We start from the raw sequence: 20023 nt of genomic DNA, 5'->3' as shown, positions 1-20023 counted from the left end.
TGGCTGCTGTGCGCCGTCCTGACGGCCGGTCAGGTGGCGGTGTGGGTGTGGGCGGAGCCCGAGCAGGCGGCGGACGCCGGCTCGGTGGTGGCGGCGGTGGTCGGCCTGTTCGGCGTGCTGACGGTCTGGGCGTGGCGGCGCAACCCACGACACGGACCGTCCACCCCCGGACAGGTGGGCGGAGGCCGCGCTGCTGCTGGCACGACTGGTGCGCCGGCAGTGGCAGGACGAGGCGGCGCTGCGGCAGCTGTTCGACCCGGCGCCACTGCCCGTGCGGTGGGCCGACTGCTCCCTGCCCGACGTCGGCGATCACCGGCAGCTGATCGGCGATCCGGTCACCTGCCGGGCCGACGCGCCGCAGGAGCTGGCCTCCGCGTTCCGCGGCCTGCCCCGGCGCCGCCTGGTCGTCCTGGGACCCGCGGGATCGGGCATGACCACCTTCGCCGTGCTGATCACCCTCGCCCTGCTGCGCGACCGTGACGCGGACGAGCCGGTACCGGTGCTGCTCTCGCTCGCGTCGTTCGACCCGTCCCGCGACAGCCCGCGAGCCTGGCTGCGACGTCGGATCGCCGCCGACTACCCGGCACTGGCCGACGCGGAGACCTTCGGGCCCACCGCGATCGACGACCTGCTCGCCGACGGCCACGTCCTGCCCGTGCTCGACGCTCTCGACGAACGCCCCGAACCCGGCCGCGCCGCGGTGCTCACCGCCCTCAACGACACCCTCGATCCCCACTCCCCCGTGGTGCTCACCTGTCGCACCGCCGACTACACCACCGCCGTGGCCGACGCCGGTGTCCTGACCGGCGCGGCGGTCGTCACACCCTCGCCCGTCCGCCCCGACGACGCCGTCACGCTGCTCCGCCTGGCCACCCCGCCCGGCCCCCGCCAGGAGCACTGGGACACCCTGGCCGGGCACCTGGTCCAGCACCCGGACGGGCCGACCGCCCGAGCCCTCACCAGCCCGCTCATGGTGGCGCTCGCCCGGACCGTCTACGCCGACGCACCCGGTGACCCCACCGAACTCGCCGACACCGGCCGCTTCCCCACCCCCGCCTCCGTCGAGCACCACCTGCTCGACGCCCTCGTCCCGACCCTCTACGCCCGCGCTCACCGACAGGACACCGCCGGGCGTCGCCGGCACCCGGCTCGGGCTCACCAGCACCTGTCGCACCTCGCGGCCGGACTACGACGACAGGGCACCTACGACCTGGCCTGGTGGCAGCTCTACCGGTGGACGACGACGTCTGCTTCACCGTGGCGGCGCGTGGTGCTGTGGATGTCCGTCGCGGCGTTGCTCGACTTCCTGCTGGGCAAGGCCTACGCGCTGGTTCCCGGCGGCCACGACCTGGTGCACGAGGACACCGTCGGGTGGCTGCTGCGCGCCGTGCCCGGACCTGCCGGCGTCATCCTGATCGCGGCGTGGCTCGCGCGACGCGCCCCCGTCCGGTCTCCCATCCTGACGGCGGCACTCTCCGCCTTCGGCGGCGCGGCGGTGGGAGCCTGCGTCGTCACGGCGTGGGACTTCGCCACCGGGCGGACGAGCGGCTTGGGCGACGCGATCGAGGACGGCCTGGGCCGTGCGGGCACCGGCGGAGTGCTGTTCGTGCTGGTGATCCTCGTGGCGGGGCTTCCCGTGCCACCCGCCGTCCCCAGCCGTGCCGGCTTCTCCACCCACCAGTGGCGTCACCGGTTGCCCGGAGCACTGAGGTTGATCGGGGCGACAGCCCTCGTCATCGGCGCGACCTGCTGCGCCTTCAGCTTCGGCACGGGCAGCTTCGCCGCCTCCGTCGACGCCGCGTCGGCCGGGTTCGCGGGCGGGACGGTCGTCGGCGCCGGCTTCGCCCTCCTGAGGTGGATCAAGAACCCCAGCGGTCTCCGCGACGTGGTGACACCGACCTCGTCCGTCCGAGCGGATCGGCTCCTCGCCCTGGTCGCGGGAACCGTCGCGGCCCTGGCGCCCGTGCTGACGGACGACGTCCCGTGGGCCCTCATCGGCTATTTCAGTGACGGCTTCGCCGGCGACTTCCACCCGGGTAGGGCGTTGCGCGGAGTGGTCTACGCGCTCTTCAACAGTTCCGCTTTCTGCCTCGTGGTGGCTCTGAACGCGTCGGCGTGGGCGCACTACACCAGCGCACGGCTCGTGCCCGCGGCCCGGGGCCGCCTGCCGTGGCGGCTGCAGGCGTTCCTCGCCGAAGCCCACCGCCTGGGGATCCTGCGCCAGGTCGGCGCCGTCTACCAGTTCCGCCACGCCCGCCTGCAGAACCACCTCGCCGCACGCCACGACCACCCGGCCGCCCCGTGGGCCGTCTCGACACCGCCACCTCCGCACGCGGCCGGAAGGCCCAAGTCCACGCAGAGCGGCTGAGGTGCGGTCACACCGAGCCGACCCGGATCCGCCGGCCCGCACTGGATCGCGTGCTCGAAGCCGCCGCCGCCGAATGGCCCCACGCCTGGTGGGACGACCTCGCAGCCACCGCGCGGCACCGCCTGACCCCGGACGGCCGCCAAAGCCTGTTGTGGCGTAGCGCCCCGTGGCCGACGCGGTCCGGAACCCACTGCTGGACCTGGCGGAGCACCTCGTCCTGAACACCCCCCTTACGCCGACCCGTGCCCGGACTCGGCCGTGCCCTCCGCGCGCAGGGACCACGGGCCGCCGACCACGCGCGCCGCTGGTCGGCGGACCCCACCACCCCCGCTGGATCGCGATCCGCGTCCTGGCGACGCACGGCGACCACCGGGACATCGAGCTGATGCTGTCGACCGTGGAACGCCCGCCCGGCGATGACTGGTGCGGCTACGACGTCGCGGCCACCGGCCTGGCACGACTGCCGGGTTCGACGGCCGAGCACGACGCCGCAGCGCACCGGGCCGTCCCCCTCCTGGAACGGCTGTGGTCGGACACCCCGCACTCCTGCGAACGGGCCGCCTACCTCGAGGCGTTGAATGCGCCCAGCCCCGCACGACCGGACCACCTGCTGGTCGAAGGTCTGTGGGACTGCGAAGAACACGTCCGGGCGTTCGCCGCCGCACGGGCGCCGCTCACCCGTGAGACCCGGGCACGCCTGCGCGACCTGGCCGACGACCCGATCGAAACCACGACCGTGCGCACCGCGGCTGCGGACCGCCTGGCCTGAGCACCGACCGAGGAGTGCTTCCGGTCCCCAGGAGGGCGCCGGGGACGGGGTCAGGCGGTCAGGTGTTGACCGGGCTGTTGTGGTACGCGGCCAGTTTCCACTGCTCACCCTGGCGCACGACGAACCACGAAGCCCTGATCTCCCGGGTCGGGTGGACTTCGGTCTCGTCGGGGGCGAGCACGCCTCCCTGGGTGATCAGCACCGCGCTGTCGTCGCTGAGCATCTTGAGGTGAAGGGGCTCGCCGGTCACCCGGGTGCCCCGGTACGCGCCCTCGAAGGCCTGGGCCATGAAGGCGCGGATGTCGTCCTTGCCCCTGCGGTACAGGCCCGGCAGGATCATCGTGCCGTCGTCGATGAAGAGCGCGGCGAACGCCTCGGCGTCCTGCGCCCGCCACGCCGAGGTCAAGTTCACGGGGAGTGCCGCGATCGCGGCGCGGTCGTCGGCATCCGGTTCGGTTCGGACGTGGTCTTCGCTGATGGCCATGTCTTCCTCTCTCGCCGTGCTGCTTCCTGCTTCGCGGTTCGTCGTGGTGTCCGGGCCGGGATCATGCCGCGGCCGAACCGCATCTGGACCAGAACCTCCACTGTGGACTGAATTCCCGTGGACTTGTGTCCGCTTCCCAGGAAAAGGTGGGATCGGGCCGGTCACGCCGCGGGAGCGCGACGCGCCCACGACCACGTCCCGCAGATCACCGAGAGCCGCGCCGTGTCCCGTTCCCGACGGCCAGTGCTTGCCTGCCAAGGACTTCCGCGGTGCCGCTTCGTCGCGGTGGTCACTTCGTTCGCGTACAACAGATCGCGCGACACTAGTCACTATTCTACATGGTCAACGCCTGGCCGGCCAACGCCTCGGCTCACGAATTCCCCACGACTCGAGCAACACCGGGAGGAGTCCCTCCGGGCGCGCCGGGTGCACGGCCGCCCGACGAGCCGCTGCGGCGCACCGTGTCCGCACCCGGCAGGTGCTCGTGGACGGCGGGTACCCGGGGCCTGCGGTCCGGGGACCGCTCCCCGGACGAGGTCGGGGAACCCGGCGGTGTCGCGGCGGTCGGATCGAGCTCGGCGGCGGCGTGGTGGCCGAGCGCCGCCCGCTCACGAGGATCAGGGTCGACCACACCCGGCTCGCCTTCGCCGACGCGGACGCGCTCGGCTCCCGGGTCAACGACGACTCCCTCGACGGCCTCGCCGACGTGGTGTTCCGGGGCAGGGACGAGGACGGGATCGCCGCCGAGTTCGACGCCAGGCGCACCGGCACGCCGGGTGACGACTGCTACGGCCGGCTCGCCCTCCCGATCCGGGAGGCGTACCGGCGGGCCCACCACCCCGGCAGCCGATCACGTCGGGTGGTGGGCGCCCCGCATTCTTGCGTTGCGCGTGAGTGGAGAATGGCCGCAGGCGACGATCGGAGGCCGCATGGACCCGACGGACATCACCCGCGCGCTCGAACACCTGCCCGGCCTTCGGGTGACCGCCGTCTCGAGCGGGGTCCACGTGCACGTGCCGGCCCTCGACGACGCGGTCCAGATCGACGCCGACGCGGTCCGCAGGCACCGCGCCATCCGCGCGCCCAACGGCGACCCCGCCGTGGAGTTCGTGATGGGGGACGAGCACGGCCTGTGGCCGTTGATCCTCACCCCGGACGACGTCGTGTTCCAGCCGGTGTCCACCGGGGCCGTGCTGGACTCGGCCATGGAGTACCGGATCACCGACGCGCCCCACATCGTGGCCTACTCCGAGATGGAGCACGCCGCCGAGCACGCGGCCCTGACCAGTGAGCGGCCGGGTCCGATCGAGCTGGTGGGGGTCGGCGCGTCGCTGGTGCTGGTGCGGTGCCAGGTCGTCGCAGCCACGCTCGTCGGGATGCGGCCCGTGCGCACCGTGGCGTGGTGGCGCCGCGCCTGGGAGGCGCTCGGCGGCGAGCTGCCGTTCCCGCCGTTCCGCCCCGACCCGCTGTGGGACGAACTGGTGGCCGATGCCGCTCGGATCTCGGTGACGCCGTCCGAGCGACCCGACCAGGCGGCCGAACCCGCGGACGTCGCCGCCTTCCGCCGGCTGGAGCCCGGGTTGACCGTCGTGGGCCTGGACGACGAGTTCGTGGCGACGTGGCGCGCGTGGTCGCCGATCAGCCCGTCCCGGTTCGCCGGGACGCTGCTCCACCGGCTCGACGGGGCACGTGCCGACCTCGCCCTGTACCCCGGCGGGAGCGGCAGCGTCGACGTCGTCCTGCGCGAGGGCTCCGCCACGGCGCTGCTCCAGTTCAGCTGGTCCGACCGGGTCGAGCTGAACGTCGACGAGGTCCGCATCGACGAACCCCTCAGGAGCACCGGCCTGTTCCAGCGGATGATGTTCAACGTCGATCGGCTGGCCGTGCTGCTGGGTTTCGCCCGGACGTCGGTCCTGGCCACCGACATCGGCAGCATCGCGTTCGCCACGATGGGCTACCCGCGCGACCCGGAGCTGGTCCGGGCGCTGCGGCACCACCGCTGACCGGCTCGGTTCAGGGAAGCAGTTCGCGCCGCAGCCGCGTCATCGCTTCCGGCCCCACGGCGGTCTCGGTCGCCCGGAGCAACGTCGCGCAGAAGTCCTTGGTGCGCGCCAGGCCCGCCCGTGCGGCGGCGATCTCGGCGTGGATCCCGGTCCCCTTGGCGGCGGCGGTGCGCAGGTCCCTCAGCTCCCGCGCCCGGACCGCGCGCACCCCCTCGGCCACGGCGTGCGCGTACGGGCCGCGGTCGAGTTCGGCTCCCCCGCCTGCCTTGTCGACCAGGCTCGCCACCTCGCTCGACGGCAGGAAGAACAGCGTCGTGGTGGAGAACGCGCTCAGCGACGCCTGCCTGGCCCACCGCGTGAGCAGGCCGGACTTCTGGTCCACGACCGGGGCGAGTTCCGGGTAGAACAGCGGGTCGACGGTGGCCAGCAGGGGCTTCGCGTCGGACAGCTTCAGCCGCAGCGCCCCGACCTCGCGCACCTGCTCGGCCAGCACGCCCTCGAACTCGGCCGACGTCCGCGGCCCGGGCGAGTGGCCGGCCAGCTCCTCGGCGAGCACGAGCAGCCGTTCACCGCGCACGCACAGGTCCTGGAGGGCGAGCACCACGCCGACGACGTGCGCCGCGACCTCGGCGTCCCGCCCCGACCGCCGGCCGTCGAGGAACCGCACCCAGTGTGACGACAGAATCTCCGCGAGCTTCGCCACCAACTCGAACATCGGACACCTTCCGCCGGAAGATCACCGAGTGTAGCGACGATCCGGCGCCCGGCGGCGGGTCCACTCCCGTGCCCTGGCGCGGTGGGGAACCACGTTGCGCGAGGTGCGCTCCGCCGGACGGGTCAGCCGTCCAGCAGGCGGCCGTCGTCCGCGCCGTAGTACAGCAGCCTGCCGGGTGCGGCGGCGACGGTGAGGGACGCGCCGAGGGCGGGTTCCTCCTGCTCCGGCACGGTGAGGCTGATCAGCGTGCCGTCCGGGCAGTCGAGGGTCACCAGTGACGACACGCCCAGGTTCTCGACCGTCGACACCCGGCCGGTGATGCCCTCGCCGGCCGGCGCCAGGTACTCGGGCCGCACGCCGACCACCACGGGCGTGCCGTCGGCCAGTCCCGGTGGGCCCGGCAACCTCGCCCCGGCGCACTCGACGTGACCGTCGCGGGTCCGGGCCCCGATCAGGTTCATCGGGGTCGAGCCGATGAAGTTCGCGACGAACGTGTCGGTGGGCCGTTGGAACACCTCGCGCGGTGTGCCCAGCTGGCGGATCCGGCCCGCCTCCATCACCGCGATCCGGTCGGCCAGCGCCAACGCCTCGGCCTGGTCGTGGGTCACGAAGACGGTCGTGAGCGCCAGGTCGTGCTGCAACCGCTTGAGGAACGTCCTGGCCTCCAGCCGCAGCCGCGCGTCCAGGTTGGACAGCGGCTCGTCCAGCAGCAGGACGTCGGCGCCCGCGGCGACGGCCCGCCCCAGCGCCGCGCGCTGCTGCTGGCCGCCGGACAGCTGCCCGGGCCTTCGGTCGAGCAGGGCGGACAGGCTCAGGCCCTCGGCCACCTCGGCCGCCGCTTCCCGTTGTCGGGCTTTGGGTTCACGGCGCACGCGCAGCGGGTAGGCGATGTTCTCCGCGACCGTCATGTGGGGGAACAACGCGTAGTCCTGGAACACCATCGCCACCCCGCGCCGGCCGGGTGGCAGCCGCGTCACGTCGCGCGACCCGATCGCGATGGCGCCCGCCGAGGTCGGCTCCAGGCCGGCGATCGTGCGCAGCAACGTGGTCTTGCCGCAGCCGGACGGGCCGAGCAGCGCGAACAGCTCGCCGTCCACGACGCTCAGGTCGAGGGCGTCCACCGCGCGCACCCCGTTCGGGTACACAGTGGACAGTCCGGTGAGGTCGATGCCCGCCATCAGCTCTTGATGCCCCCGTGGAATCGGAACCCGTAGCGCTTGTCGACGACCAGGTACAGCAGCACCACCGGGATGGAGTACAGCAGCGAGAACACCGGGATCACGGTCAGGTTGGCGCTGCCGCCCTCGTCCTGCAACGTCCGCATCAGCACCGCCGCCGGCTGCTTGCCGACGTCGCGCAAGAGCAGGAACGGCAGCAGGAAGTTGCCCCACGCGTTGACGAACGACCACACCAGGATCATCGCGAGCCCCGGCCTGGCGATCGGCAGCACCACGTGCCCGAGCACCTGCCGGGGCGAGGCGCCGAACACCCGCGCGGACTCCTCGTACGAGCGCGGCACGGAGTCCACGAAGTCCTTCAAGATGAAGATGGCGGCGGGGAGCATGCCGCCCGCGATCACCAGCGCGGTGCCGAAGCGCGAGTCGACGAGCCCGAGCTGCAGCATCAGCACGAACAGCGGCACCATGGCCGCGGTGCCCGTGACCACGCTGGACAGCAACAGCAGCACGTACAGCAGCACGTCCCGGCCGGGGATGCGCACGCGGGACAGCGCGTAGGCGGCCAGGGCGGCGAACGCCGTCGTCACCGAGGTCGCGACCAGGCACAGCACCAGCGAGTTGACCAGCGACCGCACCACGTAGGGGTGGCCGAGGGTGGCGACCACGTTCGCCGACGTCCACTCCGGCCAGCGGAGGCCGAACCCCGGCCGCGCGTCGAACGGCGCGCCGGCCAGCCACAGCATCGGCACCGCGAAGAACGCCAGCACCACCGCGATCAGCACGTAGAAGCCGATCCGGCGCACCACCCACGCCGGTGTCACGCGCGCCTGCGCAACAGCCGCAGGTACACCAGCGCCACCGCCAGGTTCCCGACCAGCAGCAGCAACGACATCGCCGACGCGTACCCGAGCCGGCCGCTCTCCAACGCCTGCCGGTAGATCAGCACGGGCAGCACCTCGGACTCGTGGTTCGGGCCGCCCGCGGTGAGCAGGAACGGCGTGAAGTCGTTGGCCGTCCACAGGCTGATCAGCAGCGTGTTGGTCAGCACGTGCCCGCGGATGTGCGGGAACACCACGTCGCGCACGGTCTGCAAGCCGCCGGCGCCGGCCAACCGGGCGGTCTCCAGGTGCGACGGCGGCACGGCCTGCAGCGCGGAGGTGTACAGGAGCACGGAGAACGCCGTGCCGCGCCAGACGTTGAACACGATCAGGCTCGCCATCGGGTACTCCACCAGCCACGCCGTCCCGGGTCGGCCGAGGAGCAGGCCGAGCGTGCCGCCGTCCCGGCTCAGCACGGCGAACCACAGGTAGGCGACGACGGGACCGGGCAGGATCCACGCCAGCAGCACGAAGGCCTCGACGGTGCGCCGCAGCCCCGGCCGCACCCGGCGCAGGAGCCAGGCGAGCGCAAAGCCGAGCGCGTTCTGCCCGACGAGCGCGGAGCCGAGCACGAACAACGCGGTCAGCCAGAGCGAGTTGGCGAACAGCGGGTCGTCCAGCGCGGTGGCGAAGTTGTCCAGGCCGACCACGCTCGGCTCGGCCGCGGCCGGTCCGGTCAGCTGGTAGTCGGTGATCCCGATGTAGAGCGTCCACAGCGCCGGGAACACCAGGAACAGGCCGACCAGCAGCAGCGCCGGCGCGATGAAGCCGATCGCCCGCGTCGTGCCGAGCCCCGCCGGGTCGCGGTCCTCAGCCGCTCGCAACGGCGTCCTCGCCGACCGCCTTGACCAGCGCGTCGTGGTAGGAGCGGGCGGCCTCGTCCGGGCTCCTGCCCGCCACCACGTCGGCGGTCGCCTGCTGCAACGCGGCCGACACCTTCGGGTAGTCCGCCCGGCCGGGCCGGTACCTGGTGATCGGCAGCACCCGTTCGGCGATGAAGGCCAGCATCGGGTCGCCCGCCAGCACCTCGTCGTTCACGTCGGTGCGCTGGGTGACCTGCGCGGCGCCCGCCAACGCCGACTTGACCGCCTCGGCCGAGTTGAGGAACTGCATGAGCTCCCACGCCTGTCGCGGGTACCGCGTGTTCGGGTTGATCACCCGCACGCCTCCGCCGGACATGCTGACGAAGTCCTGGCCGCCGACCCCGGCCCCGGGCACGCGCGCGGGGATCAGCGCCCACCCGACGGCCGTGTCCCGGTCCGCCATCTTGGCGACGCCGATGCGAGGCTCGACCACCGAGCGCCAGAAGTAGTCGCTCTCCAGCAGGATGCCGATCTTGTTCTCGGCGAACATCACGAACGACCGGTCACGGCCCTTCGCCTCCTGCTGCAGGATCGGGTCGCCGAGCCCGTCCCGGTAGACGCGCTGGTAGAGCGAGAGGGCGTCCTTGACTCCGGCCGTGGCGCCCTGCCACTTGCCGTTCTCGTGCACGGCGGCGCCGGCGCCCACCAACGCGGGTAGCACGCCCTGCATCGTGGTGGCCTCGCCCATCGCGGTGCCGGCGTTGAGCTGCAGCGGCCAGACACCGGGCAGCGACTTGAGCCTCGCGGCGGTGTCGAGGACGTCGTCCCAGCTGCGCGGCTGCCAGTCGGTGGGCAGGCCCGCCCGCGCGAACAGCTTCTTGTTGTAGAACAGCACCCGGCCGTCGGTGCCCATCGGCACGCCGTAGCGCCTGCCGTCGAACTCGCCGAGGCCCTGCACGGCGTCGGGGATCTGCCGCCAGCCGTCCCACGCGTCGACCTCGTCCTCGCCGACGATCTCGTCCAGCGGCTCGACGTGGCCGGCTTGGGCGAACTCCCCGAGCCAGATGCCGTCCAACTCGACGATGTCACCGCCGCCGCCGGTCTTGAGGTCCAGCGCGACCTTCGTCTTGAAGTCCTCGTCGCCCGCGCCGTTCTGCTCGAAGCGGACCGTGGCGTTGACGCCCCTGGCCCGCTGCGCCTCGGTGAACCTCGGGATCACCCAGTTCGCGATCCAGTCCGCGCCGCGCGCGTTCTTCCCGCCCGCCACCGCGTTGGCCGTGATCGTCAACGTGACGTCCTTGGCGTCGGCGTTGCGCTCCGGATCCGCTTCCCGCGACTGGCCGAGGCACCCCGCGAGCAGGCCCGCCACCGACAGCAGGACGACCGTTGTCCGCCGCATCGCGCCTCCCGCGAGAGTGCACGCCACTACGCCACCTCTCAACATGGCACCCCCGGCTGGTCGATCACAGCACCTCCGGCCGTCATCACCCGTTTGATGGCCGGACACCATTCGGCCGCCGACCCGGCGGGCCGGAGCACTGGATTGATCTCGAACGGCTCACGAATCGGTCAACATCGGTACATTCCCGCTCGTCGGCTGGGATCGTTCCGCGCCACGACCGGATGGGGGAACCCCGATGCGTGCGATCAGCGCCCGCACCTCCGCCGGTTGCCGGAAGGAACCACGCGGTGAACCAGACCGACTCGTCCGCCCTCATCGTCCCGGCCATCATCGGCCTCGTGATCGGCGTCTTCCTGATCGCGGCCATGTGGAAGGTCTTCGCGAAGGCGGGCAAGCCCGGGTGGGCGGCGATCATCCCGCTCTACAACATCTACGTGCAGCTCAAGGTCGTGGGACGTCCGGGCTGGTGGCTGATCCTCTTCTTCATCCCGATCGTCAACATCGTCATCTCGCTGCTCGTCGCGATCGACATGGCGAAGTCGTTCGGCAAGGGCAGCGGGTTCGGCGTCGTCGGACTCTGGCTGTTCGGGTTCGTCGGCTACCCGATGCTGGCCTTCGGCAGCGCCACCTACCGCGGCCCGGCGGCCGTCTGACCGCACACCAGGGCCCCTGCTCGGCCGCACCCGTCCACGCGACGGCGGTGGTCGAGCCGGGGTTTCCCCGTTCCTGCGCGGGAACTGCACGAACAGGTGACCTCCGATCGCCGTCAGGTCATGGCCGGGATTCGAGAAGACCTGCCGGGCCGCGCGGGCGTCGTATCGCACCTCCGGCACGCCTGGCGATACGGTGCGCAGTCGTGTCGATGCGGAAATTCCATTTACGCGAATAGTCGTCACCATCGACTACGCCGTCACGCTCAAGCGGGTCAGCAGGTGATGTGTCCCCCCGCACATCGGCGACGCCGGCCGTGCACTGTCGGCGACAGCACTGCGGCGTCATGTTCCTGATAGGGCCATGACGTTGATGGATCGGGTGAACCCCCTCCAACCGGGAGAGGGACGGCGTTAGCGTCCTCAGAAGCAGTTGTCGATTCGCGAGGAGGCCGCCGGATGCGCAGGGTTCATCACCGCCGCGCCGTCCACCCTGTTCGTGACGGCCCGGGTCGCGGCCCTCTCCGTGCACGCGGCGTCGAGCGGATCGACCACAACCACCGCGCGCGGTCCCCGCTCCGGAGGCCCGGCCGTGCGCCGATCACCCCATCCCGCCGAACCTCGCAGGCGCCCCGCCGAGTCGTCGGTGGTTCCACGATCCGGCGGCACCCGGCACCAACTGCCGAGCGCCTCGTCCCAGACGCGCCGGACAGCCTGTCTGCGCTGTGGTTGCCGAACAACGGCTCCTCGAAGCGCCCGCACTTCGCCGGACCGAGCGCCGACTCGACCCGCCCGACGTCCCTCTGGGCACAGCGCACCTGTCGCTGACGCGCGAATCGAGCAGTGCCGAGCGCCTCGGACCCGGTGTCCTCATCCACAACACGTGAGCCGGGACGAACTGGCGTGGTCGGCCGCACAGCCATCGAACACCAGCCGTGGCCGAGGCGAGGACGACGAAACCAGTATCCAGTTCCGCATGGAAGGAATGTGCGACATGCTGCTTTCCAGGCTTGTCGGAGCCGCTGTTCTCACGGCAAGCGCCACGCTGCCCATCATCGGAGTCGCGAACGCACAGGACGATCGCGACTGCGCGGACTTCAGCAACCAAGCCGAGGCACAGCGGTTCTTCGATTCCGCCGCGGTCAACTTCCACCGGCTCGACGCGGACAACGACGGCATCGCTTGCGAAGAGCTCCCGGCGCCCAGTCACATTCCGACATCCCGTCGGACCCGAGCTCCCGAGCCGCCCGTCGGCCCGATCGACACGGGTGACGGTTCCACCGTGAACGACCCGACCGCCGAGGAATCGGGCGCCCTGCCACTCCTCCTCGGGCTGGGCGGGCTCGGTGCCGTCTCCGCCACCGCTGTTGCGGCACGGCGCGCGCGCAGGAGCGGTTAGAGCATGCGCGACCGCTCACGCCGCCATCCCCGCCGGAGCACGAGAGCACGACTGGCGGGGATGGCGGCCGCATTGGGCCTGGCGGTTCTGACGCACATCGACAACGACCACCCGGCCGACACAGACCACGCAGTCGACACGGCTCCCGCCGCGTCGGCACACGAACCGGTCGGAACGGGCTTCGCACCCGCACCGAGCACACCGCAGAACCTGCCGCCGACAGGGGTGCTCGACGCATCCCGCCCGACGCGGCTGACCATCCCGGCGATCGGCGTCGACACCGCCGGTCTCATCGACCTCGGGCTGCGCGCCGACCACACCGTGGAAGTCCCGGCCGACGCCGAGACCGTCGGCTGGTACACCAACTCGCCGACGCCAGGAGAGCGCGGGCCCGCCCTGCTCGCCGCGCACGTCGACTGGCAGGGCCGGCTGGGCGTGTTCCACGACCTCCGCAAGCTCGAACCCGGCGACCAGGTGACAGTGGAACGTGCCGACGGCTCGGCCGTGTCGTTCACGGTCCGCCGGGTCGAGCAGCACCCGAAAGACCGTTTCCCCACCCAAGCGGTGTACGGACACGTCGAGAGCCCCGAACTGCGGCTCGTCACCTGCGGCGGGCAGTTCGACCGGGAAGCGGGCAGCTACCGGGACAACATCGTGGTCTACGCCCAGATGACGGGAAGCCCGCATCGCGACGGATCTTCCGGGTGAGGTTCCGCCGGAGGCTCCAGCGCCGCCCGCCGCGAGGCGCGCTCCGCTGCCCACGGTCGGACCGGTAGCGCTTTGCGCTGGTGGGCAGGCCCGTGCCCCGGCAGCTGAGGCAGAATCTCGTCCATGACAGCCGCACGGCTGCTGGCACGCCGCACCGAGCGGTGGTTCGTCCAGCAGGGAGCCCCGACGATGATCGAAGGCTACGGGTTCTTCACGCACGTCCTGCCGCGGATGCTCCCGGCGCTGGCCACCATCGCGATCGCCTGCCTCATCTGGCTCGTGCCGCTGGGCGCGGCGGGGTACGGGCGGTGGGTGCTGCTGACGTTGATCCTCGCCAGCGCGCTCACGACCTGGGTCGTGCTGTCGTTGTTCGTGCGGCGGCTGCCGATGTTCACGCGCAACCGCACGATCGCGATCCTCGTCGGGTACGCGGTGGTGCCGGTGATCGTGCCGATCCTGCAGGACACCATCGACGACACGCCGGACAGCGACCCGGTGCAGCTGGTGGTGTTCTTCGCGGCGATCTTCGCCGCGGCCTGGTTCTCGGTGACCTACGGGTTGGTGGCGCTGCTCAAGGGCGCGATCCGGCACACGGTGCACGACTTGCGCAACAGCGTGCACCTGCTCGGGCGGGCGTTGCCGCCATTGTTGTTCGTGACGCTGTTCCTGTTCTTCACCGGCGAGCTGTGGCAGGCGATGAACCAGCTGCCGTGGCAGCGGGTGAGCCTGGTGGTGGCGTTGTTCGCGGCGATCACCGTCCTCGCCGCGGCCGCGCGGCTCAAGGACGAGATCGGCCGGGTCGAGCAGGACCTGCGCCCCGAGGTGCTCGAGGAAGCCTGCCGGGGCACGCCGCTGGCCGAGGAGGAGTTCGACGAGCCGCTGCGCCCGCGCAAGCTGAACGGGCGGCAGTCGCGCAACCTGCTGGTGATGCTCGCGATCCGCCAGCTCGTGCAGGCGGCGGTGGTGGGACTCGCGCTGTTCGCGTTCTTCGTGGCGCTCGGCCTGATCGTGGTCACGCCCGCCGTCGCCGAGCAGTGGATCGGAGCGCCGCCGGAGCCCGCGAAGTGGGTTCCCGGTGTGCCGGCGGCGATGCTGCGCAACGCCACGCTGTTCGCGGCCTTCGGCAGCATGTACTTCGCGGTGGCGTCGATGAGCGACGCCGAGCAGCGCAGGCAGTTCTTCGCACCCGTGATCGAGCGGATCGAGCGGACGCTGGCGGTGCGCGCGGTCTACCTGGTGGTCCGCGAGCGCGCCTAGGCCGTTCGGGCGTTTTAGCACGCAAACGGTGATCGTCGCGGTGAACCGCGCCTAGTGTGCGGCAATGATCACCGGTGAGGGACGTGCCGGGCCATTCCCCCACGGGACGGAGGAGTGGCGGGTGCGGCTTCGGTGCCGCGGCCGGCGCGGCGTGGTGGGCGCGGGCGTGCTGCTGGACAGCGAGCACGTGCTGACGTGCGCCCACGTCGCGCTGGCCGCCGAGGACCTCACCGTCGAGCTGGTCGGCCTGCCGGAGATGCCCGTGAGCGCCGCTCACATCGTGGAGCACGTCGAGCCGCAGCACGAACGCGGCGACGTGGCGTTGCTGCGTCTCGCGACGCCGCAGCCGGGCGTGCGCCCGGCGACGTTGCGCAAGGTCGCCATGACCTGGAACAGGTCCGTGCACGCACAGGGCTATCCCCGCGGCCTGGAGGAGGTCGGCGCCTGGGCGACCATGACGCTCTCGGGTATGGCAGGCGCCGAGTGGCAGCAGATGAACAGCGGCGGCGGGCACCGGGTGCAGCGCGGGTTCAGCGGCGCCGGGGTGGCCGACGACGCGAGCGGGCACGTGCTCGGGATCGTGGTCAGCGAGTACAACGCCAACGGCGCCGGGCTGTCGTGGATGATCCCGGTCGCGGCGGTGGAGGCGCACCTGCCCGTGCTGTCGCGCTGGGTGCTCGGCGACGACGGGATCGACGAGCGGTTCAAGAAGCGCACGGCGCACTACAACGGCAGGGTGCGAGAGCTGATGGACTGGCTCGCGCGCAGGCAGGACGGCGGCGCGGTGCTGATCGTCGTCGGCGAGGACCTGGAGCACCTGCAGGACGCGGTCTCGTTCTCCGCGGTGGGCGAGTCGCCCGCACCCGACCTCGCGATCAACGTCGAGGGCCTGACCACCGAGGAGGTCTCGCGCCGGGTCCTCGACCGGGCCGGCCTGGTCAGCCGCGGTTCCAGCACCGAGCGCGTGCGGGAGGGCACACCGCCGATGACGGTCGTGATCGACGGCGTCGACGCGGCGCGCGACCCCGGGTCGCTGCTCCAGGACATCGGCAGGCCGATGGTGGCGAGCGGGGCGCGGCTGGTGCTGGGCTTCCGCGACGGCGACGCCGCGGACGTGCTCGCCGCGCGAGAGCTGGCCCGGGCCGCGGTGATGACGCGACTGGACGGGCTGGTCGAGCGGGTGACCGCGCTGATGCGGGAGGACCCCGACACCGCGGCCACCAAGCTGCGGCTCGGGCTGAGCGCGGTGCGCCGCGCCGCCGCGGCGGACTGGCAGCTGGTCGAGGGGAAGCTGCCGCGGTTCGACCGGGCGATCACGCGCGCCGAGCGCGAGCGTGCGGCGCTGCGGCGGGTGCGGGAGGAGGTGTCCGTGCTGCGCGGGCGGCTCGCGTCGGCACAGGCGCGTGCCGCCGCGGCGGGTTTCGCCGAGGACCTCGAGCTCGACAGGCACCGCCGCAGGGCGCACGCGGCGCTGGAGGCCGAACCCCTCGACCTGGCGGTGGCGCTGCGGGCCGTGCAGGCCTGCGAGGAAGCGGCGCGGCGGCGCTTGGGGAGAGGGGATCAGGCATGACGGCGTGCGCCCACTGCGGCGGGACCGTTGACGACACCGGGTTCTGCGTCGACTGCGGCGAACCCGCGGTGGTGCGCGGCTCCGCCCGGGCGCCGGGCCGGACGTCGAGCGCCACCGCGAGCAGCCGCCGCTCGCACACCGGCGACCCGATGTCGTTGCCCGTCTTCGACTTCAAGGACCCGACCAGCAGGATCATCACCGACCCGCGCGTGCCGGTGCGCACCCGCCTGTGCCCCAACGACCAGTGCCCCGACCGGACCGCGCTGCCCCAGCGCGACTCGGGGTTCTGCCTGGCCTGCGGCACGCCGTTCTCGTTCCTGCCCAGCCTGGAGCCCGGTGCTCTGGTAGCCGACCAGTACCGCGTGGTCGGGTGCTTCGCGCGCGGCGGCCTCGGCTGGATCTACCTGGCCAGGGACACGCACCTGGACGACAACCCGGTCGTGCTCAAGGGACTCATCGACGTCGCCGACCTGGAGATCTCGACCAAGGAACGCCAAGCGCTGACGCTGCTGGACCACCCGAACGTGGTGCGGATCTACAACTTCGTCAGCCACCCGGACGCGCACACCGGCGAGGACCGCGCGTACATCGTGATGGAGTACGTGGACGGGCTGGTGCTCGAAGAGGTCGCCGAGATGTCGGCGCGCGGCTTGGTGCCGCTGGGCGAGCCGCTGCGCACCGAGCACGTCGTCAGCGCCGGGTTGCAGCTGCTGGCCGCGTTCGACTACCTGCACGAGCGCGGTTTCCTCTACTGCGACCTCAAGCCGGACAACGTGATCATCCGCTCCGGCAAGGTCGGCGAGCGCGGCAACCGGGTGAAGCTCATCGACCTCGGCGCGGTGCGCAGGATCGGCGACCGGAGCAGCAAGATCGTCGGCACCCGGCCTTACCAGGTGGACGAGCGGGAGATCGCCGAGCGCGGTCTGACCGTGCAGTCCGACCTGCACACCCTCGGGGTGATGCTGCGCAGGCTCGACTACGCGACCGCCGACCACGACGAACCCGAGCGCTCGCACCTCGCGGTGGGGCTGAGCTCGTTCCAGCGCGCCTACGAACGGGCCATGCACCCCGAACCGGACCAGCGCTACGGCTCGGCGGCGGAGATGGCCGACCAGCTGCGCGGTGTGCTGCGCGAGGTGGCGTCGTTGCGCGACCGCAGGCCGCGCCCGGAGCCGTCCACGGTGTTCGTGCACACGACGACGCTGCTGGACGCCGGGCTCGGCACGGTGCCGGCACTGGCCACGTGGACCGGGCGAGCGGTCGACCTGCTCGCCGAGGCCGCGCTGTCCGACGGCAGGCCGGCCGCCGACGTGGTCGCGGTCGGGTTGCCGGTGCCGCGTGCCACCGCCGACGACCCGGCCGCCGACGTGCTCGCCGCCGCCGACACCGAGGACCCCCGACGCCTGATCGCGCGGCTGGACAGCGACAACGTGACCTCGCCGGAGACCGCGCTCGTGCGCTGCAGGGCGGCGCTGGCCGCGAACGACGTCGCCGCGGCCCGGGAGAGCCTGGTGCCGGCCCGCGGCCTGCTGGGCAACGACTGGCGGGTGAGGTGGCACGAGGGCCTGATCGAGCTGGCGAGCGAGGACATCGGCGCGGCGCGGCAGGCGTTCGACGGCGTGTACTCGTGGCTGCCGGGTGAGGACGCGCCCAAGCTCGCGCTGGCGTACTGCGCGGAGCACGAAGGCGACCTCGACCGGGCCGAAGCCCTGTACGAGGCGGTGTGGCGGCGCGACCAGTCGGTGGTGAGCGCGGTGTTCGGGCTGGCCAGGGTGCGGCTCGCGCGCGGCGATCGGGGTGGTGCGGTGGCGCTGCTGGACGAGACGCCGCAGGCGTCGCGGTACTTCGACGCGGCGCGCATCGCCGCGGTCCGCGTGCTCAGCGGCGCCATCCAGGCCGGAGGCGAGCTCCTCGCGCCGACCGACGCGGACCTCACCGCCGCCACCGCCCGGCTGCGCGAGCTCTACCTCGACGGCGGTGCGCCCGCGGGCGAGTCGCGCGTGCGGCTGGAGACCGTGGTGCGGGAGGCGGCGCTCGCCGTCTCGCTGTCCGAGGACGCCGACACCACGCAGTTGCGATTGGGGGTCGAGCAGTCGTACCGCGCGCTGGCCCGGCAGGCCACCAACCGCGCGGACCGCTCGTCCCTGGTCGACCGCGCGAACCACCACCGGCCGATCACCAGCCGCTGAGAGGAAGCCATGGAGACCGGATTTTCGCTGTCGGTGAGCCAGAACCCCTACCTGGCCACGGAGGAAGGCGAGATGGACGCGGTGCTGACCGTGTCCGGTCAGGGCGTGGTCGGTGGTGCGGCCGTGCCGGAGGTGGCGCAGGTGATCGCCATCGACTGCTCCGGCTCGATGGCCTACCCGCAGAAGAAGATGGCATCCGCGCAACGGGCGACGAGCGCGGCGATCGACGCGTTGCGCGACGGGGCGCTGTTCGCGGTGATCGAGGGAACGCAGGCCGCCCGGGTCGTGTACCCGGCCGGGCCGCGGCTGGTCGCGGCGACCGAGGAGACCCGCCGTGCCGCCAAGAACGCCGTGCGACAGCTGAGAGCCGGTGGCGGCACGCGCATGGGCGAGTGGCTGGAGCTGGCGCGGAGTCTGCTGTCCGGGCACCCGACCGCGGTGCGGCACGTCATCATGCTCACCGACGGGCAGAACAACCCCGGCGACTCGAAGCTCGACCAGGAGCTCGTGGAGTGTTCCCGGGTCTTCACCTGTGACGCGCGCGGTGTCGGCGCGGACTGGGACAAGCGCGAGCTGCTGCGGATCGCCGAGGCGTTGCACGGCACCGCGGACGCCGTGCGGCAGCCGGAGGACCTCGTCGCCGACTTCGAGGTGATGACCAGGACGGCGATGGAGAAGGTGATTCCCGAGGCGCGGCTCGTGGTGACGACGACGATCCGCTCGTCGGTCGACTTCCTGCGGCAGACGTTCCCGACCGAGGCGTCGATGGCGGGCGATCCGCTGGAAGAGCGCAAGACCGCGTTCCTGACCGGCTCGTGGGGCGCCGAGACCCGCGAGTACTTCCTGCGGCTCTCGGTGTCGTCGGCCGGGGCGAGGCTGAACCACGACGTGCGGGTGGCGCGGGTCGACCTGGAGGTGCGCAAGCCGGGGTCGACGGAGTTCGAGCGGGCGTGCGACCCGGCTGTCGTGGTGGCGCAGTGGACCAACGACCTGAAGCTGTCCAGCGTGATCGACCCGAAGGTCGCGCACGTGACGCGGCAGACCGAGCTGGGCCAGGCGGTGCTGGCGGGCTGCGACGCGCACGACGTGGGCGACCTGGACGCGGCGGCCCGGCACTGGGGACGTGCGGTGGCGCTGGCGACCTCGCTGAACAACGAGAAGGTGCTGGGCCGGTTGCTGCGGCTGGTCGACGTGGTCGGCGACCCGGCCGACGAGAACGTGCGGATCCGGTCGGGGCTCAGGCCCGAAGAGCTGTTGTACACGGGGATGAGCTCGGTGATGTCGAGCATGAGCCCCTCGGTCGTGCCGGTCCCGGTCCCCGACGACCCCGTCGCGGCGGCCCTCCCGGACCTCGTCTGCCCGAAGTGCGCGCAGCGGTGGGGAGGCAGGTACAAGTTCTGCGGCGCCTGCGGCGAACCGCTGGCCGGATGACCCGAGGGGTGCTTGTGGTCGACTCGGAGCGGGCCGGCCGTGACGTCGACGACGCCGGTGTGCGACCGTGTGGCCGGTGATCGGTTTCCGCGACGGCAGTGGTAGCGCGAGTTCCAGACCGTCGGGCTAGTGTCCTGCGCCTGAAGTTCGTTAATGAATTGTAGAGTTGTCGGGTGGCTCGTAGGGGTCGGCCGGTGGCCGTGGTGACGTTGACAGACG

General features: G+C 72.1%; 16 protein-coding genes. 10 read left to right on the top strand and 6 right to left on the bottom strand.

Annotated elements, in window-relative coordinates; genetic code table 11:
• Positions 1 to 208 precede the first annotated feature (208 nt).
• Both AB0H12_RS43240 and AB0H12_RS43235 read left to right on the top strand, forming a co-directional pair.
• Positions 209 to 2368 (top strand): NACHT domain-containing protein, encoded by a 2160-nt coding sequence (locus AB0H12_RS43240; protein WP_499631995.1) that lies wholly within the window; start codon positions 209 to 211, stop codon positions 2366 to 2368.
• Between the two features lie 166 nt (positions 2369 to 2534).
• On the top strand, positions 2535 to 3137 hold the full coding sequence (locus AB0H12_RS43235) for a hypothetical protein (protein WP_499631993.1): 603 nt from the start codon (positions 2535 to 2537) through the stop codon (positions 3135 to 3137).
• Positions 3138 to 3195: 58 nt separating this feature from the next.
• Here the strand turns inward: AB0H12_RS43235 and AB0H12_RS43230 are convergent, their stop codons facing one another.
• Positions 3196 to 3621, bottom strand: coding sequence for an SgcJ/EcaC family oxidoreductase (locus AB0H12_RS43230; RefSeq protein ID WP_499631991.1), 426 nt, complete (start codon positions 3619 to 3621; stop codon positions 3196 to 3198).
• Positions 3622 to 4550: 929 nt separating this feature from the next.
• Between AB0H12_RS43230 and AB0H12_RS43225 the strand changes: the two genes are divergently transcribed.
• Positions 4551 to 5624 carry a hypothetical protein gene (locus tag AB0H12_RS43225; RefSeq protein WP_499631988.1) on the top strand — a complete coding sequence of 358 codons (1074 nt, stop codon included), beginning with the start codon at positions 4551 to 4553 and terminating at the stop codon, positions 5622 to 5624.
• A gap of 10 nt (positions 5625 to 5634) precedes the next feature.
• Here AB0H12_RS43225 and AB0H12_RS43220 read toward each other — a convergent pair whose 3' ends face one another.
• The 5 genes from AB0H12_RS43220 to AB0H12_RS43200 all read right to left on the bottom strand — a co-directional run bounded on the left by AB0H12_RS43220 (position 5635) and on the right by AB0H12_RS43200 (position 10597).
• Positions 5635 to 6339, bottom strand: coding sequence for a hypothetical protein (locus AB0H12_RS43220; RefSeq protein ID WP_499631986.1), 705 nt, complete (start codon positions 6337 to 6339; stop codon positions 5635 to 5637).
• A gap of 122 nt (positions 6340 to 6461) precedes the next feature.
• A complete protein-coding gene (locus AB0H12_RS43215) occupies positions 6462 to 7517 on the bottom strand; it encodes an ABC transporter ATP-binding protein (protein ID WP_499631983.1) in 1056 nt (351 codons plus the stop codon).
• Positions 7517 to 8338: an ABC transporter permease subunit gene (locus AB0H12_RS43210; protein ID WP_499631980.1), complete on the bottom strand. Its 822-nt coding sequence runs from the start codon at positions 8336 to 8338 to the stop codon at positions 7517 to 7519. Before AB0H12_RS43210 ends, AB0H12_RS43215 begins: the two co-directional genes overlap by 1 nt.
• On the bottom strand, positions 8335 to 9219 hold the full coding sequence (locus AB0H12_RS43205; RefSeq protein ID WP_499631977.1) for a carbohydrate ABC transporter permease: 885 nt from the start codon (positions 9217 to 9219) through the stop codon (positions 8335 to 8337). Before AB0H12_RS43205 ends, AB0H12_RS43210 begins: the two co-directional genes overlap by 4 nt.
• Positions 9206 to 10597, bottom strand: a complete 1392-nt coding sequence (locus AB0H12_RS43200; RefSeq protein ID WP_499631974.1) for an extracellular solute-binding protein — start codon at positions 10595 to 10597, stop codon at positions 9206 to 9208. Before AB0H12_RS43200 ends, AB0H12_RS43205 begins: the two co-directional genes overlap by 14 nt.
• A gap of 290 nt (positions 10598 to 10887) precedes the next feature.
• Between AB0H12_RS43200 and AB0H12_RS43195 the strand changes: the two genes are divergently transcribed.
• The 7 genes from AB0H12_RS43195 to AB0H12_RS43165 all read left to right on the top strand — a co-directional run bounded on the left by AB0H12_RS43195 (position 10888) and on the right by AB0H12_RS43165 (position 19804).
• Complete coding sequence (locus AB0H12_RS43195; protein ID WP_499631971.1) at positions 10888 to 11253, top strand: DUF5684 domain-containing protein; 366 nt, start codon at positions 10888 to 10890, stop codon at positions 11251 to 11253.
• 880 nt (positions 11254 to 12133) lie between these two features.
• Positions 12134 to 12649 carry an excalibur calcium-binding domain-containing protein gene (locus tag AB0H12_RS43190; protein ID WP_499631970.1) on the top strand — a complete coding sequence of 172 codons (516 nt, stop codon included), beginning with the start codon at positions 12134 to 12136 and terminating at the stop codon, positions 12647 to 12649.
• A 225-nt stretch (positions 12650 to 12874) separates the two neighbouring features.
• Positions 12875 to 13357 carry a class F sortase gene (locus AB0H12_RS43185; RefSeq protein WP_499631967.1) on the top strand — a complete coding sequence of 161 codons (483 nt, stop codon included), beginning with the start codon at positions 12875 to 12877 and terminating at the stop codon, positions 13355 to 13357.
• A gap of 123 nt (positions 13358 to 13480) precedes the next feature.
• The gene (locus tag AB0H12_RS43180) at positions 13481 to 14614 is read left to right on the top strand and encodes a hypothetical protein (protein ID WP_499631964.1); all 1134 of its coding nucleotides are present in this window, start codon (positions 13481 to 13483) and stop codon (positions 14612 to 14614) included.
• A gap of 64 nt (positions 14615 to 14678) precedes the next feature.
• Positions 14679 to 16184, top strand: coding sequence for a S1 family peptidase (locus AB0H12_RS43175; RefSeq protein ID WP_499631961.1), 1506 nt, complete (start codon positions 14679 to 14681; stop codon positions 16182 to 16184).
• A complete protein-coding gene (locus AB0H12_RS43170; protein WP_499631958.1) occupies positions 16181 to 18373 on the top strand; it encodes a serine/threonine-protein kinase in 2193 nt (730 codons plus the stop codon). Before AB0H12_RS43175 ends, AB0H12_RS43170 begins: the two co-directional genes overlap by 4 nt.
• A 9-nt stretch (positions 18374 to 18382) precedes the next feature.
• The gene (locus AB0H12_RS43165; RefSeq protein ID WP_499631955.1) at positions 18383 to 19804 is read left to right on the top strand and encodes a vWA domain-containing protein; all 1422 of its coding nucleotides are present in this window, start codon (positions 18383 to 18385) and stop codon (positions 19802 to 19804) included.
• The last annotated feature ends 219 nt before the right edge of the window (positions 19805 to 20023 follow it).

The organism is Actinosynnema sp. NPDC023794 (assembly GCF_040639675.1).
GTDB classification, from domain to species: Bacteria; Actinomycetota; Actinomycetes; order Mycobacteriales; family Pseudonocardiaceae; genus Actinosynnema; species Actinosynnema luteola.
Note: the sequence above shows the minus strand (reverse complement) of the source record. Positions and strands in the feature narration are given on the sequence as shown.